General features: G+C 64.5%; 15 protein-coding genes and 1 tRNA gene. 2 read left to right on the forward strand and 14 right to left on the reverse strand.

The window, feature by feature from the left end; translation table 11 throughout:
• Positions 1–61: 61 nt before the first annotated feature.
• The 12 genes from rpoB to tuf all read right to left on the reverse strand — a co-directional run bounded on the left by rpoB (position 62) and on the right by tuf (position 12790).
• Positions 62–4213 (reverse strand): DNA-directed RNA polymerase subunit beta, encoded by a 4152-nt coding sequence (rpoB, locus tag AXW83_RS08655; RefSeq protein ID WP_066612347.1) that lies wholly within the window; start codon positions 4211–4213, stop codon positions 62–64.
• 260 nt (positions 4214–4473) lie between these two features.
• A complete protein-coding gene (gene rplL / locus AXW83_RS08660) occupies positions 4474–4848 on the reverse strand; it encodes a 50S ribosomal protein L7/L12 (protein ID WP_066612348.1) in 375 nt (124 codons plus the stop codon).
• A 56-nt stretch (positions 4849–4904) separates the two neighbouring features.
• Positions 4905–5420 carry a 50S ribosomal protein L10 gene (gene rplJ, locus AXW83_RS08665; RefSeq protein WP_066612349.1) on the reverse strand — a complete coding sequence of 172 codons (516 nt, stop codon included), beginning with the start codon at positions 5418–5420 and terminating at the stop codon, positions 4905–4907.
• A 506-nt stretch (positions 5421–5926) separates the two neighbouring features.
• A complete protein-coding gene (rplA, locus tag AXW83_RS08670) occupies positions 5927–6625 on the reverse strand; it encodes a 50S ribosomal protein L1 (RefSeq protein WP_066612350.1) in 699 nt (232 codons plus the stop codon).
• Between the two features lie 11 nt (positions 6626–6636).
• Positions 6637–7068, reverse strand: coding sequence for a 50S ribosomal protein L11 (gene rplK, locus AXW83_RS08675; protein WP_066612352.1), 432 nt, complete (start codon positions 7066–7068; stop codon positions 6637–6639).
• A 155-nt stretch (positions 7069–7223) separates the two neighbouring features.
• Positions 7224–7844, reverse strand: a complete 621-nt coding sequence (locus AXW83_RS08680; protein WP_066612353.1) for a cytochrome b — start codon at positions 7842–7844, stop codon at positions 7224–7226.
• The gene (locus tag AXW83_RS08685; protein WP_066612355.1) at positions 7841–9442 is read right to left on the reverse strand and encodes a methyl-accepting chemotaxis protein; all 1602 of its coding nucleotides are present in this window, start codon (positions 9440–9442) and stop codon (positions 7841–7843) included. The genes AXW83_RS08680 and AXW83_RS08685 overlap by 4 nt, the downstream gene beginning before the upstream one ends.
• Before the next feature lie 105 nt (positions 9443–9547).
• Positions 9548–10081: a transcription termination/antitermination protein NusG gene (gene nusG / locus AXW83_RS08690; protein WP_066612357.1), complete on the reverse strand. Its 534-nt coding sequence runs from the start codon at positions 10079–10081 to the stop codon at positions 9548–9550.
• Between the two features lie 14 nt (positions 10082–10095).
• Positions 10096–10290, reverse strand: a complete 195-nt coding sequence (gene secE, locus AXW83_RS08695) for a preprotein translocase subunit SecE (RefSeq protein WP_066612359.1) — start codon at positions 10288–10290, stop codon at positions 10096–10098.
• 187 nt (positions 10291–10477) lie between these two features.
• Positions 10478–11242, reverse strand: coding sequence for a molybdate ABC transporter substrate-binding protein (locus AXW83_RS08700; protein WP_066612361.1), 765 nt, complete (start codon positions 11240–11242; stop codon positions 10478–10480).
• Positions 11243–11397: 155 nt separating this feature from the next.
• Positions 11398–11473: transfer RNA gene (locus tag AXW83_RS08705), tRNA-Trp, on the reverse strand.
• 126 nt (positions 11474–11599) lie between these two features.
• Complete coding sequence (tuf, locus tag AXW83_RS08710; protein ID WP_066612337.1) at positions 11600–12790, reverse strand: elongation factor Tu; 1191 nt, start codon at positions 12788–12790, stop codon at positions 11600–11602.
• Positions 12791–13252: 462 nt separating this feature from the next.
• On the opposite strand from tuf, the gene AXW83_RS08715 reads away from it, so the two are divergent.
• Positions 13253–13522: a HigA family addiction module antitoxin gene (locus AXW83_RS08715; RefSeq protein WP_066612363.1), complete on the forward strand. Its 270-nt coding sequence runs from the start codon at positions 13253–13255 to the stop codon at positions 13520–13522.
• 156 nt (positions 13523–13678) lie between these two features.
• On the opposite strand, the gene AXW83_RS08720 is transcribed toward AXW83_RS08715, so the two are convergent.
• Positions 13679–14332: a DUF1444 domain-containing protein gene (locus tag AXW83_RS08720; protein ID WP_066612365.1), complete on the reverse strand. Its 654-nt coding sequence runs from the start codon at positions 14330–14332 to the stop codon at positions 13679–13681.
• Positions 14333–14391: 59 nt separating this feature from the next.
• The gene (pncB, locus tag AXW83_RS08725; RefSeq protein ID WP_066612367.1) at positions 14392–15675 is read right to left on the reverse strand and encodes a nicotinate phosphoribosyltransferase; all 1284 of its coding nucleotides are present in this window, start codon (positions 15673–15675) and stop codon (positions 14392–14394) included.
• Between the two features lie 248 nt (positions 15676–15923).
• On the opposite strand from pncB, the gene modA reads away from it, so the two are divergent.
• The gene (modA, locus tag AXW83_RS08730; protein ID WP_066612370.1) at positions 15924–16727 is read left to right on the forward strand and encodes a molybdate ABC transporter substrate-binding protein; all 804 of its coding nucleotides are present in this window, start codon (positions 15924–15926) and stop codon (positions 16725–16727) included.
• Positions 16728–16731 lie beyond the last annotated feature (4 nt).

Raw genomic sequence — 16731 nt, forward strand, 5'->3', positions numbered from 1 at the left:
GGCGTGAGTGCCGCCGGCTTTCTGTCTCGTGACGACGCTGCCCTCTGCGGGCCTGCGCGCCTTATTCGGCCGCTTCGGCCGGCGGCAACTCGCCGGTCTTGGGCTTGTTGTTGATCAGTTCGACATTGAGGCCGAGCGAGCGCATTTCCTTGACGAGCACGTTGAAGCTCTCGGGAATGCCCGCCTCGAAGTTGTCCTCGCCGCGCACGATCGACTCGTAGACCTTGGTGCGGCCCGCGACGTCGTCCGACTTCACCGTCAGCATCTCCTGCAGCGTGTAGGCGGCGCCATAGGCTTCCAGCGCCCAGACCTCCATCTCGCCGAAGCGCTGTCCGCCGAACTGCGCCTTGCCGCCCAGCGGCTGCTGGGTGACGAGCGAGTACGGGCCGATCGAACGGGCATGGATCTTGTCGTCGACCAGATGGTGCAGCTTGAGCATGTAGATGTAGCCCATCGTCACCTTGCGGTCGAAGGGCTCGCCGGTGCGGCCGTCATAGAGCGTCGACTGACCCGACGAGTGCAGACCCGCCTGCTCCAGCAGCCGCTCGATATCGGCCTCCTTGGCGCCGTTGAACACCGGTGTCGCCATCGGCACGCCGCGGCGCAGGTTCTGGCCCATCTCGACGAGCTCGGTCTCGTCCATCGAGGCGATGATCTCGTTGTCCTCGTAGACGGCTTCGAACGAGGCACGCAGCGCCTTGTAGTCGTTCGACTTCTTGTAAGCGTCGAGCGCCGCGCCGATCTGCTTGCCCAGACCTGCGGCGGCCCATCCGAGATGGGTCTCCAGAATCTGGCCGACATTCATGCGCGAGGGCACGCCGAGCGGGTTGAGCACGATGTCGGCATGGGTGCCGTCCTCGAGGAAGGGCATGTCCTCGGCAGCCACGATGCGCGAGACCACGCCCTTGTTGCCGTGGCGGCCGGCCATCTTGTCGCCCGGCTGGATCTTGCGCTTCACCGCGACGAAGACCTTGACCATCTTCATCACGCCCGGAGGCAGCTCGTCGCCGCGCTGCAGCTTCTCGACCTTGTCGAGGAAGCGCTGCTCGAGGCGCTTCTTCGACTCGTCGTACTGCTTCCGCATCGCCTCGATTTCGGTCATCAGGGCGTCGTCGCCGGTGGCGAACAGCCACCACTGCGAGCGCGGGAACTCGGTCATGCCCTCGCGGGTGATGACCGTGTCCTTCTTGAAGCCCTTGGGACCGGCGAGACCGGTCTTGCCGGTCAGGATGTCGCCGAGACGCGCGAAGGTGTTGCGGTCCAGGATCGCCTGCTCGTCGTCGCGGTCCTTGGCGAGACGCTCGATCTCCTCGCGTTCGATCGCCTGGGCGCGCTCGTCCTTGTCGACGCCATGGCGGTTGAACACGCGCACTTCCACGATCGTGCCCTGCACGCCGGGCGGAACCCGCAGCGAGGTGTCGCGGACGTCGGAGGCCTTCTCGCCGAAGATGGCGCGCAGCAGCTTCTCTTCCGGCGTCATCGGGCTTTCGCCCTTGGGCGTGATCTTGCCGACGAGAATGTCGCCGGCCGCCACTTCCGCGCCGATATAGACGATGCCGGCCTCGTCGAGGTTCTTCAGCGCCTCTTCCGAAACGTTCGGAATATCGCGCGTGATTTCCTCCGGCCCGAGCTTGGTGTCGCGGGCCATGACCTCGAATTCCTCGATATGGATCGAGGTAAAGATGTCGTCAGAGACGATCTTCTCCGAGAGCAGGATCGAGTCCTCGAAGTTGTAGCCGTTCCACGGCATGAACGCGACGAGCACGTTGCGGCCGAGAGCAAGCTCGCCGAACTCGGTCGACGGGCCGTCCGCGACGATGTCACCCTTCTTGATGATGTCGCCGACGCGCACCAGCGGACGCTGCGTGATGCAGGTAGACTGGTTCGAGCGCTGGAACTTCTGCAGACGGTAGATGTCGACGCCGGGCTTGGTCGGGTCCATCTCGTCCGACGCGCGGATGACGATACGCGTCGCATCGACCTGGTCGACCACGCCGGAGCGGCGCGCGGCGATCGCTGCACCCGAGTCACGGGCGACGACGGCTTCCATGCCGGTGCCGACGAAGGGCGCGTCGGCACGAACCAGCGGCACCGCCTGGCGCTGCATGTTCGAGCCCATCAGCGCGCGGTTGGCGTCGTCGTTCTCGAGGAACGGGATCAGCGCCGCGGCGACCGAGACGAGCTGCTTGGGCGACACGTCCTGGAAATCGACCTTGTCGACCGGCGTCACGATCACCTCACCGGCGCGACGGCAGACGATCAGGTCGTCGGTAAGACGGCCTTCCTTGTCCACGGCTGCGTTGGCCTGGGCGACGTTGTACTTCGCCTCCTCCATCGCCGAGAGATAGATGATCTCGTCGGTCTGCTTGCCGTCGCGGATGCGGCGATAGGGGCTCTCGATGAAGCCGTACTTGTTCACCCGCGCGAAGGTGGCGAGCGAGTTAATCAGTCCGATATTCGGGCCTTCCGGCGTCTCGATCGGGCAGATGCGGCCGTAATGCGTCGGGTGCACGTCGCGCACCTCGAAGCCGGCGCGCTCGCGGGTCAGACCACCGGGTCCAAGCGCCGAAAGACGACGCTTGTGAGTGACTTCCGAGAGCGGGTTCGTCTGGTCCATGAACTGCGACAGCTGCGACGAGCCGAAGAATTCGCGCACCGCTGCGGCCGCCGGCTTGGCGTTGATGAGGTCCTGCGGCATCACCGTGTCGATATCGACCGAGGACATCCGCTCCTTGATGGCGCGCTCCATGCGCAGGAGGCCCAGGCGATACTGGTTCTCCATCAGCTCGCCGACCGAACGCACGCGGCGGTTGCCGAGATGGTCGATGTCGTCGATCTCGCCCTTGCCGTCGCGCAGATCGACCAGCGCCTTGACGACCGCGAAGATGTCCTCCTTGCGGAGGATCCGGACGGTGTCCTCGGCGTCGAGGTCGAGGCGCATGTTCATCTTGACGCGGCCGACGGCCGACAGGTCGTAGCGCTCCGAGTCGAAGAACAGCGACTGGAACATGTTCTCGGCAGTCTCAAGCGTCGGCGGCTCGCCGGGACGCATCACGCGATAGATGTCGAACAGCGCCTCTTCCCGGCGCGAGTTCTTGTCCACGGTAAGCGTGTTGCGGATATAGGGGCCGACCGTGATGTGGTCGATGTCGAGCACCGTGATCTCGTCGTAGCCCTTGGCGATCAGATCGACGAGATTGCCCTTGATGTCGCCGGTCTTGGCCTCGGCGGCCATTGTCAGCTCTTCGCCGGCCTCGGCATGAACTTCGCCGGTCTCGGGGTCGACGATGTCCTCGGCGATGTACTGGCCGACGAGATCCTCGTCGGTCGCGCGCAGGAACTTGAGGCCCTTTTCAGCAAGCTGGCGCGCGGTGCGGGCAACGAGCTTCTTGCCGGCCTCGACCACGACCTCGCCGGTATCGGCGTCGATCAGGTCGACGGTCGCCTTGAAGCCCTTCATGCGCTCGGCATCGTAGGGAACGCGCCAGCCCTTGCCGTCGCGGACATAGGTGATGTGCGCATAGAAGCGGCTGAGGATCTCCTCGCCGTCCATGCCGAGCGCAAACAGCAGCGATGTGACGGGAATCTTACGCTTCCGGTCGATGCGCGCGTAGACGATGTCCTTGGCGTCGAACTCGATGTCGAGCCAGGAGCCGCGATAGGGGATGATGCGCGCGGCGAAGAGCAGCTTGCCCGAAGAGTGGGTCTTGCCCTTGTCGTGGTCGAAGAACACGCCCGGCGAACGGTGCATCTGCGAGACGATGACGCGCTCGGTGCCGTTGACGATGAAGGTGCCGTTGTCGGTCATGAGCGGCATGTCGCCCATGTAGACATCCTGCTCCTTGATGTCCTTGACCGACTTCGCCTGGGTGTCGGGATCGATATCGAACACGATCAGGCGCAGCGTCACCTTGAGCGGGGCCGAGAAGGTCATACCGCGCTGGCGGCACTCGTCGACGTCGTATTTCGGCGGCTCGAAGGTGTATTTGACGAATTCGAGCAGCGAGGCGCCCGAGAAATCGCCGATCGGGAACACCGAGCGGAAGACGGACTGCAGGCCTTCGTCGCCGCGGCCGCCCTTGGGCTCCTCGACCATCAGGAACTGGTCGTATGACGCCTTCTGAACCTCGATGAGGTTCGGCATCTGCGCGACTTCCTTGAGCTTTCCGAAGAACTTGCGGACGCGCCTGCGGCCCTGGAGCGAATTGACCATGTTGTTCCTCGCAATCTCTCGGACGGCTCACCCGGCGGTCCTCCGCCGAAGGTGAGTGGCGGTCGGACCGCCGGGTGAGCCGTTCGGCGCCGTATCGCGCCGACTTCATCTGGACTGAGCCCTGCAACGCCAAGCTGCGCTGACGGCCCCTGCAACCTGCCCGCACACTGGTGCGGAAACGACGCAACAGCCCCGGAGGCGGCGAGCGCCCCGGGACTGTCTGTAGTGTTAGTCTCGGACCGGCATCATGCCGGCCCTGCTCACTTGAGCTCGACCTTGGCGCCAACGGCCTCGAGCTGCTTCTTGAGCTTCTCGGACTCGTCCTTGGAGACGCCTTCCTTGACAGCCTTCGGAGCGGCTTCGACCAGGTCCTTGGCTTCCTTGAGGCCCAGGCCGGTGATGGCGCGGACTTCCTTGATGACCTCGATCTTCTTGTCGCCGATGGCGGCAAGAATGACGTTGAACTCGGTCTGCTCTTCAACGGCAGCCGCGGCGGGGCCGGCGGCCGGGCCGGCAACCGCGACGGCGGCAGCGGCGGAAACGCCCCACTTCTCTTCGAGAAGCTTGGCAAGGTCGGCGGCCTCGAGGACCGTGAGGGAGGACAGCTCGTCGACGAGCTTGGCAAGATCAGCCATGTTAGGCTCCTATATGGTAAGAGGTTCGAACGATTTTCAGGGGTAACTGGCCTGGATCAGGCCGCATCCTTGTCGGCATAAGCCTGAAACACGCGCGCGAGCTTGGCGGCAGGCGCGGTCGAGAGCTGGGCGATCTTGGTTGCCGGGGCCACGAGAAGGCCGAGCAACTTGGCGCGCAGTTCGTCGAGCGAGGGCATCGAGGCGAGAGCCTTGACACCTTCGGGGTTCAGGGCGGTCTTGCCCATCGCGCCGCCCAGGATGACGAGCTTGTCGTTTTCCTTGGCGAAAGCGGTGGCGACCTTCGGCGCCGCGACCGGATCGTTTGAATAAGCGATCAGGGTGGGACCCGTCAGCAGGTTGCTGATGGACGCGACGTCGGTGCCTTCAAGAGCGATCTTGGCCAGCCGGTTCTTTGCGACCTTCACGGTGGCGCCATTGGCCTTCATCTCGCGACGAAGCTTCTGGAACTGGGCCACCGTCAAACCCGCATAGTGGGCCACGACGACGACCGAGGTGTTTGCAAACACCCCGTTCAGCGTCGCGACGGCATCAGTTTTTGCCGTTCTATCCACTGGGCTCTCTCCGGTAGGCGGCAGGCTTGAGGGCTTGCCGCCAGTTGCACGTGCCGCTCGTCCAAAACCCCGGTTGACACCGGTACTTCATCGGAGCGACGCTCAGTGCCCTGTCCCCTCTCCGGCTTGGAAGCCGCGATCGGGCGAGATGGTTCGAACCGTCTTCGGGATCTTGCGACCCCGCTTGAGCTCTTGCACCGTCTATGCAGGCCTCTTGGCGAAATTATGCCCTCGGGCGAGCCCTCGGTGCACCTGCAGTCTCAGACAGGACTGGGTGATTCTGGCCTGGAACAAAGCGAACCATGCCACGAAAAACCCATCTTTCGGCGGCGAACCGCCAAAAAACGCGAAACGGACCCCCTCGTGACAAGCACGCTGGAGCCCACATCACTTATGGAAACAGGCCTGCGTCTTAACGCTTCAGCCTGCCTCTGCCAAGTGGTGTTTTGATCTCGGGAGATCAAGGGTGGCTGGCGGCCGGCATGAGGCCGGCCGCGCTGAATGGCTCAGCCGCCCATCACCGTGTTGGGCTCGATCTTGACGCCCGGGCCCATGGTCGAGGAGATCGCGACGCGCTGGACATAGGTGCCCTTGGCGCCGGCGGGCTTCGCCTTGGCGACGGAGTCGGCGAACGCCTTGATATTCTCGGCCAGCTTCTCGGCCGTGAACGAGACCTTGCCGACGGCGGCATGGACGATGCCGGCCTTCTCGACGCGGAACTCGACCGAACCGCCCTTGGAGGCCGCGACCGCAGTGGTCAGGTCCATGGTGACAGTGCCGACCTTCGGGTTCGGCATCAGGCCGCGCGGGCCCAGAACCTTGCCGAGACGGCCGACCAGCGGCATCATGTCCGGGGTCGCGATGCAGCGATCGAACTCGATCGTGCCCTTGGAGACGATCTCGACCAGGTCTTCCGCACCGACGATGTCGGCCCCGGCCTTCTTAGCCTCTTCCGCCTTGGCACCGCGTGCGAACACGGCGACGCGCAGGGTTCGGCCCGAGCCGTTGGGCAGGTTGCAGACGCCGCGGACCATCTGGTCGGCGTGGCGCGGATCGACGCCGAGATTCATCGAGACCTCGACGGTCTCGTCGAACTTGGCGGTGGCGCGCTCCTTGACGAAGTTGATTGCGTCGCTGAGCGGGTAGAGCTTGGTGCGGTCAATGCCGTCACGGCCCTTGACGACGCGCTTTCCGATATGTGCCATGATTGCTCCCCTCAGCCCACGACTTCCAGGCCCATGGACCGGGCGGAGCCCTTGATCATGGACGAGGCGGATTCGACCGAATCGCAGTTGAGATCGGCCATCTTCTTCTCGGCGATCTCGTTGATCTGGGCGGCGGTGACCTTGCCGACATTGCCGCCGCGGCCGGGGGTCTTGGAACCCGCGGTCAGGCCGGCAGCCTTCTTCAGCCAGTAGGACACCGGCGGCTGCTTCATCTCGAAGGTGAAGGAGCGATCCTGATACGCGGTGATGATCACCGGGATCGGCATGCCCTTTTCCATCTGCGCAGTCTTCGCGTTGAAGGCCTTGCAGAATTCCATGATGTTGAGGCCGCGCTGACCCAGCGCCGGACCGATCGGCGGCGACGGATTTGCCGCGCCCGCCGGAACCTGAAGCTTCACGTAGCCCGTGATCTTCTTTGCCATGATGGCTGCTCCTGTCGCCTGCCCCGATGCCTATCGGAACGACGACGACCCTGCCCGGACATTGCGTGTCCCGGACCAGGGTGGTTGCAGAGCGTGGTGCGGCATGAAGCTCCGGTTGGCGAACCGGCATACCTCCCACGCATGTGAGGCCGGGGCTATGGCATATCCGGGCCGGCAGGGGAAGCACTATTGTCCGGTTCGCGCGGCTCGGCAGGGAAACTCGCCCGGTTGCCGCCGCGTTCGATATAGTCGCCGAGCGCCAGGCCGATATGGATCGCGACACAGGCGACGAGGAGGAAGGCCAACACGGCGTGGCTCTTGAACAGCCACCAGTCATATCCCGCCCCTTCCGGCCAGATCGCCGGCAGCGACAGTCCGAAATAGACAGCCCTCGCACCATAGTCCGAAATGCCGGCCCAGCCCAGCAGCGGCACCAGGATCAGCCCCAGATACAAAACGGCATGGACGCCACGGCTGCCCGCTCCCGGGCTCCAGCGCCCGGCCAGATGCACCGCGGCACGGTAGATCAGCCTGACGATCACCAGCACGAGGATGCTCGCGCCGCTCGTCTTGTGGAAGGTGTAGAGTTGATCGGCGAGAGCCCCCTCGCCGATCTGCTTCATCATGACGCCGCTGGCGAACATCGCCAGCACCATCACGGCGATCAGCCAGTGCAGGACCACCGACACCCGTGGGAAGGCGCGCACCATCGGCACGGTGGACGCCGCCGTCATGCGGGCCGGCATCTGCGGCTCCGGAACCACCGTCATCGTCATGAGACTGCCTGCTGCGTATCGAAGATGTAGCCGCCGACCGCTTCGCGCAGTTCGACCGCCTGGCGGTCGAGATCCGCCGAGGCGAGCGTCACGACCTCGCCGGTGCGCCGCCAGTTCTCGACCATGCCCGCGACCTGCCGCACCTGCTCCGCGGCGAGGCGCACATCGTCGGCGGTCTTTTCCGTGCTGACGCTGATATCCTGCGAACTTGTCTCCTGGCGCCGGGCGAGACCTGCGATCGCGGCAGCCGCGCGATCGACCTCGGCGACGGCAGAGACCAGCGCCCCGACCCGGGCCGACATGCCGTCCGCAGCCGAGCGCACCGCCGCCAGTCCGATCCTGACCTCGTCCGTCGCCGTCGCGGTCCGGCTCGCCAGCTGCTTGACCTCGGTTGCCACCACCGCGAAGCCACGACCGGCCTCGCCGGCATGGGCCGCCTCGATCGTGGCATTGAGCGCGAGCAGGTTCGTCTTGCTGGCCACGACCTGGATGATGTCCATCACCTGGTCGATGCCCAGCACCGCTTTCGCCAGGGCGGTGCTGTCGGCAGCGGCGGCGGCGACCAGCGTTTTCGCGGCCTCGGCCACGCGCGACGTCGTCTGCGCTTCACCGGCGGTGTTGGCCAGCAGCACGGAGACCTCCGCGACGGAGCGGGCGACATCATCGACATGGGAAGAGGCGCGCCCGGTCGACCGGGCTGCCGCGCCGGCATGCTCATCGACGAACTGGGACAGGCCGGCAAGCTCCCCCGATGCGCTCGACATGCGGGCTGCATGCTCTTCGAGCACTGAGGCGATCCTTGCGATGCGGGCCTGGAAGGCAGTGCTTTGCGCCTGCATCCGCTCCTGATGCGCGATCTGCTCGGACAGCGTCGAAAGCCGCGTCGCCGCCGCCTCCTGCTGCGTCCGCTGCTGGCGCAGATGCGCAAGGAGGGCCCGGCCGAGCGTGCCGATCTCGTCACGACGCAGCGCCGTCCGGCTCAGCCAGTCCTGGCGCTCCTGGCCCGGCCTCAGAACCCGCGCCATGCCGATGACCGGTCGCACCAGCCAGCGATATTCAAAGGAGACGATGAGCAGCACGATGAAAAGGCCGAGCACCGCCAAAAGGATCGCATTCTGGCGCGCATTGTCGAGATGATAGGCCAGACGCCCGCTGAGGCTCGACAGGCTCTCAGTGATGGCCTCATGCAAGGCTTCGCGCGTCTTCGTCGCATGGCCGAGCGCCTCGCGGAAACCGGCTTCGCCCGCAGCCGCCCGCGAGAGCGCGCGCAGCGCATCGGTGGCACTCACGGCCTTGTCCCGCGCATCGCCTTCGAGCGAAGCGGTGAGACGCTGCGTAACGGACAGGAGCTCACGCAGATCCGCGGCGCGGCCATCGCTGCTGAAAAACGCATTTTCGCTCAGACGCCGGTGAACCGCGTTCGTCCGCACCATCTCGGCCGACGCGGCGACGTTGCTGGCGATCTGCCTGGAAAAGCCGTCGATACGGCGGGCGCCGATGATCTCGGTCGCGGCGAACAACACGGCCAGCAATCCGAGGAGACATCCCCAGAGCACGAGCCGCTGATCGACGGTTGCCTTGAAGCTCTTGGGAAACATTCAGTCCACGCCAGATGATCGGCGTGGACGTTCGGTCAATCCGCTTTCGAGATGGTTAACGGACCATCATCCCACGCGAATGTGAGGCGCTCGATCTGTCGAGGATCAGAGCTTCTCGACCTGGCTGTATTCGAGCTCGACCGGCGTGGCGCGGCCGAAGATCGAGACCGCGACCTTGAGGCGGGCGCGGCCATGATCGACGTCCTCGACGACGCCATTGAACGAGGCGAACGGACCGTCGGCGACCTTGACCTGCTCGCCGATCTCGAAGGTGACCGTCGGCTTGGGCCGCTCGATCCCCTCGGCAACCTGCCCCTTGATCCGCAATGCCTCGGTCTCGGGGATCGGCATGGGCTTGGCCTTGTCGGCGCCCAGGAAGCCCGTGACCTTCGGCGTGTTCTTGATCAGATGGTAGACCTCGTCGGTCATCTCGCACTTCACCAGCACATAGCCGGGAAAGAACTTGCGCTCGGCATCGACCTTGCGGCCGCGTCGGACCTCGACGACCTTTTCGGTCGGGACCAGCACCTCGTCGAACTTGTCGGCGAGATTGCGCTGCGCCGCCTGGTCGCGAATCGACTGCGCGACCTTGTTCTCGAAGTTCGAATAGGCGTGGACGATGTACCAGCGGGTGTTCACGTGTCTGATTCCGTTCAGCGGGCGCCGAGGATGAGGCCGAGCGACCAGCGGATGATGGTGTCGGTAAAGAGGAAGAACAGGCTCGAAACCACGACCATGGCGAGCACGAGGCCGGTGGTGATCAGCGTCTCGCGCCGCGACGGCCAGGTCACCTTGGACGCTTCGGTGCGCACCGCCTGCAGGAAGCTGAAGGGGTTGGTATTCGCCATTCGTAAGTCACCTCGGGTTCCGAAAATCGCGACGCGAACCTGAAGCCGCGACGCCGAATCGGCCGTCCTGAAACATTCGCGGCGCGGGGCTCAGGGAGCCGCGCGCCGTTTCGGTGAGCGTAATACATGGCCGGGACGGCTAAGCCAAGCCTCTTTTGCGGCGCCTCGGGGAAGACGGCGGTGCCGGTCAGTTCGCGGCGCTTTCCATGCCCTTCTCCGCGAGAATGCGCCGGGCAGCGTCGCCGCGCAGGAAGCTAAGGAAAGCGCCCGCAGCCTCGGCTTGCGCGCTGGAGGCGGCGAGGCCGCCGGTATAGGTCGTGTAGCTCTGGATTTCGGCCGGCAGCGGCCCGACCAGAATCGCACCTTTCACAGCCAGGATCTCGCTGATTTGATGTATCGCGAGATCGGCCTCGCCCGTAACGAGACGCTGGGCCACGAGACCGCCGGGCACCAGAACCGCCTTGGCCTTGACCGCGTCGGCGATGCCCATCGTTTCGAGCAGCTTGGCAAAGTAGATGCCGCTGGAGCCTCCTGCAGCCGGGTCGATATAGGCCACCTTGCGCGCGGCCAGCAGCGCGGCCTTGAACGCGGGCACCGTCGCGATGTCGGGACGCTCGGCGCCCTCCTTGACCGCAACGCCCACGGATGTACGGGCGAGATCGGCGGTCGTCCGGGCGGCGATCTTCCCCTTGCCGACGAGGTCGTTCACGGCAGCCGGCGTCAGGACCGCGACATCGAAAGCCTCGCCCTCACTGATCCGCCGCAGCAATGCACCGGCCGTGTCGTTGTCGACGACGAGCTTGTGGCCGCTCTGCTTCTCGAATTCGGCTGCGGTGGCGAGGATGATTGGCTTGAAGGCACCCGCCGTCAACACCCTGATCTCGTCGGCCTGCGCGCTGGAGCAGCACCAGAAGCCGGCAAGGACCGCGACGGCGGCAAAGATCGGACGCATGACGTTCTCCGGCTTGATCCACCCTCTTGGCGGACTGTTCGGGCCGGAGCTTAGCGCAGCTGCGCAAAAGCCGAATAGCTGTTTCGTTTTGAAATCGCGCTCACGCCGGTTGGGCGGATGAGAGGGTGGCGCGTTCTGCGGTCATCCGCAGGGACTGGCAGGGGCGGTAGGGCTCGAACCTACGACAACCGGTTTTGGAGACCGGTACTCTACCAACTGAGCTACACCCCTGTAGTCGCCGGTGGTTTGCCTTAACGGGCTCGGCTTTTCAAGTCGAAAACGGCAGCAGCGTCGTCGCAGATATAAAAAGGGGCGGCTTTCCGCCGCCCCTTCAGAGCTTTGCAGCCGATCCTTGAATCAGGCGATGATGCTTGCGACGACACCTGCACCGACGGTGCGTCCGCCTTCGCGGATGGCGAAGCGCAGCTTCTCTTCCATCGCGATCGGCACGATCAGGTGCACTTCCATGGCGATGTTGTCGCCCGGCATCACCATTTCCGTGCCCTCGGGCAGATGCACCACGCCGGTCACGTCCGTCGTGCGGAAGTAGAACTGCGGGCGGTAGTTGGTGAAGAACGGCGTGTGGCGACCGCCCTCCTCCTTGGTCAGGATATAGGCCTCAGCCTTGAACTTGGTGTGCGGCTTGACCGAGCCCGGCTTGCACAGGATCTGCCCGCGCTCGACGTCCTCGCGCTTGGTGCCGCGCAGAAGAGCGCCGATGTTGTCGCCGGCCTGGCCCTGGTCGAGCAGCTTGCGGAACATCTCGACGCCGGTGACCGTCGTCTTGACCGTGTCCTTCAGGCCAACGATCTCGATTTCCTCGCCGACCTTGACGATGCCGCGCTCGACGCGACCCGTCACCACCGTGCCGCGGCCCGAGATCGAGAACACGTCCTCGACCGGCATCAGGAACGGCAGGTCCAGCGGACGCGCCGGCTGCGGGATGTACTCGTCGACCGTCTTCATCAGCGCCAGAACCGCGTCATGGCCGATGACCTTGTCGCCATTGTCGAGCGCGACCTTGGCCGAACCCTTGGTGATCGGGATGTCGTCGCCGGGGAAGTCGTACTTCGACAGAAGCTCGCGGATCTCCATCTCGACGAGCTCGAGCAGCTCGGCGTCGTCGACGAGATCGACCTTGTTCATGAACACCACCAGCGCGGGCACGCCGACCTGGCGCGCCAGCAGGATGTGCTCGCGGGTCTGCGGCATCGGGCCGTCGGCCGCCGACACCACCAGGATCGCGCCGTCCATCTGCGCCGCACCCGTGATCATGTTCTTCACATAGTCGGCGTGACCGGGGCAGTCGACGTGAGCATAATGGCGCGCGACCGTCTCGTACTCGACGTGAGCGGTCGAGATCGTGATGCCGCGGGCCTTCTCCTCGGGGGCCTTGTCGATCTGGTCATACGCCGTGAACGTGGCACCACCCGACTCCGCCAGAACCTTCGTGATCGCAGCCGTCAAAGACGTCTTGCCATGGTCGACGTGACCAATCGTTCCAATGTTGCAATGCGGCTTCGTGCGCGCGAATTTCTCTTTGGCCATGACACCTGTTTCCTGACAACGGCCCGACGAGGCCTTCCGAAAGCGCGGTCGCATTAGGGTGTTTTGAGCGGGGACGCAAGGTTTGCTCCCGCATCTCCGACCGATCGGGATCGGGCCGGGCTGGTGCCGACCGCTTACGTGTATGGACGTCCCTCACCGTAATGTATCCGGCCCAATACCGGACCCGACCTGTTTTGTCGGCGCTGCCTTGCGGAACGGCAACACAACGGCACTGCCGAACTGTTCGGGAGCGCAGGGTCAAGTCTGACCCGACTGCTTAAAATTTGATGCAATGGACAGGCACGAATGAAACCTGATGGCGCGATGCTTGGCGTCATGAACATCGGCGACGTGCTGATGTGCAGTTATCAACACACAAGACGAAATTCAAATGCCTCTACGTCATTTGAGCCTTCCTTTTCTCATCGTTGCACCGCACTCTCATGATCGGGGAGCGAAGAGATGAACTACAGGCGCCTGCGTCCGCAGCATCCGGGCAAGATTTTGAGCGAGGAATGGCTACAGCCTCTGGGCTTCGGGGCCGCTGAATTTGCCATGATCTGGGGATTCGACCAGCGCGCGCTCTGCGACATCGTAGCCGGCAAGAAACCGATCGATCCGGCGATGTCACGCCAGCTCGATATCTCGCTGGGTACCTCGGAAGACTACTGGCTCGACAAGCAGCGCCAATATGAGAGCCTTGCCAGCCGCGCGCTGGACTTAACACACTAGAAGGTCCGGACGACGGCCTGGATTATCCTGAGGAAACTTTCCGACATAAACATCGGCGCCGCAGCCGTGGCGCTTCGCTCCCGAGAGCGGCGTAGCCCCAGCGCGAGCCGCCGCCTCATATGGAATTGATGCGGAAAACCGTCAGCAACGCCTTGCCTATTCCGCCACGCTCCAGCGCCCGTCGATGCGCCTGAGGAGCCGCCTCGTGATCGGAAAGCCATCCGTCGGCATCGTCGCGATGCTGCGCAACCGCCTCAAGACATCGGGATCGTTGCCGTCGCCGAAGGCGACGATGTCGCGCGCCGGCACCGCGACGACGAGGTTTGCCGGCAGGTCGGGGACGGTAGACCAGACGTCTCGCACCAGAAGCAACGAAGCATTGTAGTCGGCCTCGAACGACAGCGCACGCACAGGTCCCAGATCATGAACAGCGACCCTGGTCGCCCGATTCAGCAGGTTCTTGAAGGCCGCATCGAAGACATCCTTGTCGCTCATCCCGAATGTCCGGCCGTCTCCGACGGCGATGAAACGCGAGATCCTCGCACGGTCCTCGACCGGCACGACGATAACGTCCGCCACCAGTGTCTTGTGGAGCAACTTCGCGTCCGGCTTGCCCTGCGCGCGTGCTTTTGCGGCAAATTCCGCGACATAGGATCTGTTCTTCAGGGCAAGCAGCAGGGATGGTTTGAACCGTGCGGAATCGCTGGGCGCGCATGCCGCGCAATCGGGCGCCTCGAAGGCCAGCGCGCCAGTCTGGAAGGCGCCGGCCATCGCCAGAACGCCCGACATCATGAACTGACGACGCTGCACGACACACCCCCCGGATGCATCCTAAACGTGCATCGTCGCGCAACGCAACCGCCGACGCGCTAATGCTGCACGGCTCCGAACACCCGCCGATACCGCGCCACCACATCGGCCGCGCCCGAAACCTTCTCGGGATTGTCGGAGAGCTTCACCGCAGGCCGCCCGTTCGCCTTCGAGACCTTGCAGACCAGCGACATCGGGTCTAGCGCCCGCGACCCGTCCGGCGAGCAGCCGACGAGATCGTTGGTCAGGTCCGTGCCCCAGCCGAAGGCCATCCGGACCTTGCCGTCGAAATGATGGTAGACGCGCTCGATCGCTGAGACATCGAGCCCGTCCGAGAAAACCAGCAGCTTCTCGCGGGGATCGCGGCCCTTGGCCCGCCACCACGCCATGATCTCCTCGCCGGCCTCGATCGGCGGAGCGCTGTCGGGCCGAAAGCCCGTCCAGTCGGCGACCCAGTCCGGCGCGTGCCGCAGGAAGCTCGTCGTGCCAAAGGCGTCGGGCAAGGCGATCAGCAGATTGCCGCCATAGACCTGTCGCCACTCGTCGAGCACGCGGTAGGGCGCGCGCAGCAACTCGTAGTCGCTCTCGGCAAGCGCCGCCAGCACCATCGGCAGTTCATGCGCATTGGTGCCGATCGCCTCCAGATCGGCATCCATCGCAAGCAGGATGTTGGATGATCCGGTGAAGGCCGATCCCAGCCCCTCCTTCAGCGCCTCGACGCACCAGCGTTGCCAGAGATGGCCGTGGCGCCGGCGCGTGCCGAAATCCGAGAGCCTGAGATTGGGCAGCTTCTGCAGCCGCTCGACCTTGTCCCACATCTTGGCCTTGGCGCGGGCATAGAGCACGTCGAGCGAGAAACGCTTCTGGCCGACCATGACGCGCCGCGCCCGAAGCTCGTTGATGATCGCGAGCGCCGGGACCTCCCACATCGTCGAATGCGTCCATGGCCCCTCGAAATGCAGCTCGTACTGACCATCGACCTTGCGCAGATCGTAGTCGGGCAGGCGGAAATCGGCGAGCCAGGCGATGAAGTCCGGCGAGAACATCTGCGTCTTGCCATAGAACGAGTTGCCGGCGAGCCAGATCAGCTCCTTCTTGGTGAAGCGCAGCGAGCGGGCATGGTCGAGCTGGGCTCGCAATTCGGTCTCGTCGACGAGGTCGGCGAGCCGGATATGCTTCGAGCGGTTGATCAGCGAGAAGGTGACCTGCACCTCCGGATGAAAGCTCCGGATCATCTGCAGCATCAGCAGTTTGTAGAAATCCGTGTCGAGCAGGCTTCGGATGATCGGGTCGAGCCGCCAGCCGTGATTATAGGTCCGCGACGCGATATCGGTGAGTGTCATGGCGGCGGCATCGGGTCCGGTGGCGCGAAAGGCGCAACATGACTATGCGAGATCGCATGGTTTTGACAGTCGCCGGCAAACAGGGCGCGGCGACGATCATGCATGGCGCTCGAGTCCCGTCAGACCGGAACGAAAGCCTGAGCCGACGCCGATCCGGGTCGGCGACGCCTCGACAAAAGCTCGACCGATCGACGCAAGCGTTATATTCAGTCATATCTAGCGAAAGCAAATCCGGGGAGCCGTGGACGATGGTGAAGCGCCGGTCGATGATAGGGCTCGCAGCCGCATTTCTGGTCGGGCTTGCGCCCGCGATCGGGGCTGCACGGGCACAGACCAGGGACCTCGTGATCTTTGCTGCCGCCAGCCTTAAAAACGCGCTCGACGAGACCGCGGCCGCCTGGGCCAGGGAGACCGGAAAGCCTGCTCCGAAGATCTCCTATGCGGCCAGCAATGTGCTCGCCAGGCAGCTCGAACAGGGTGCGCCGGCCGATCTTTTTCTCTCCGCCGATCTCGACTGGATGAACTACGTGGCCGGCAAGGGGCTGATCAGACCTGAGACCCGCGTCACGCTGCTGGCGAACCGCATCGCCCTGATCGCGCCGTCGGATTCGGCTGCCGCCGTCACGCTCGCGCCGGGCGTCGATCTCACATCTGCGCTCGGCGACGGCCGTCTCGCCATGGGCAATGTCGATTCCGTGCCGGCCGGCAAATACGGCAAGGCGGCGCTGGAGAAGCTCGGCGGCTGGGACAAGATCAAGGACAAGGTCGCGCAGGCCGACAATGTCCGCGCCGCTTTGCTGCTGGTCTCGCGCGGCGAGGCGCCGCTCGGCATCGTCTACACCACCGACGCCGCCGCCGACCCGAAGGTCAAGATCGTGGCGACCTTCCCGGAGGATTCGCATCCGCCGATCCTCTATCCCGTCGCCGTGACGAAGGATTCGACCCATCCCGACGCGGCTGGCTTCCTGACCTATCTGCGTGGCCCCGGTCCCAGGGGCGTCTTCGAGAGGCAGGGTTTCACGGTGCTCAACAAGGCTGCGAATGCCTCCTAGATCT

The sequence above is a fragment of the Bosea sp. PAMC 26642 genome (assembly GCF_001562255.1).
Taxonomy (GTDB): domain Bacteria; phylum Pseudomonadota; class Alphaproteobacteria; order Rhizobiales; family Beijerinckiaceae; genus Allobosea.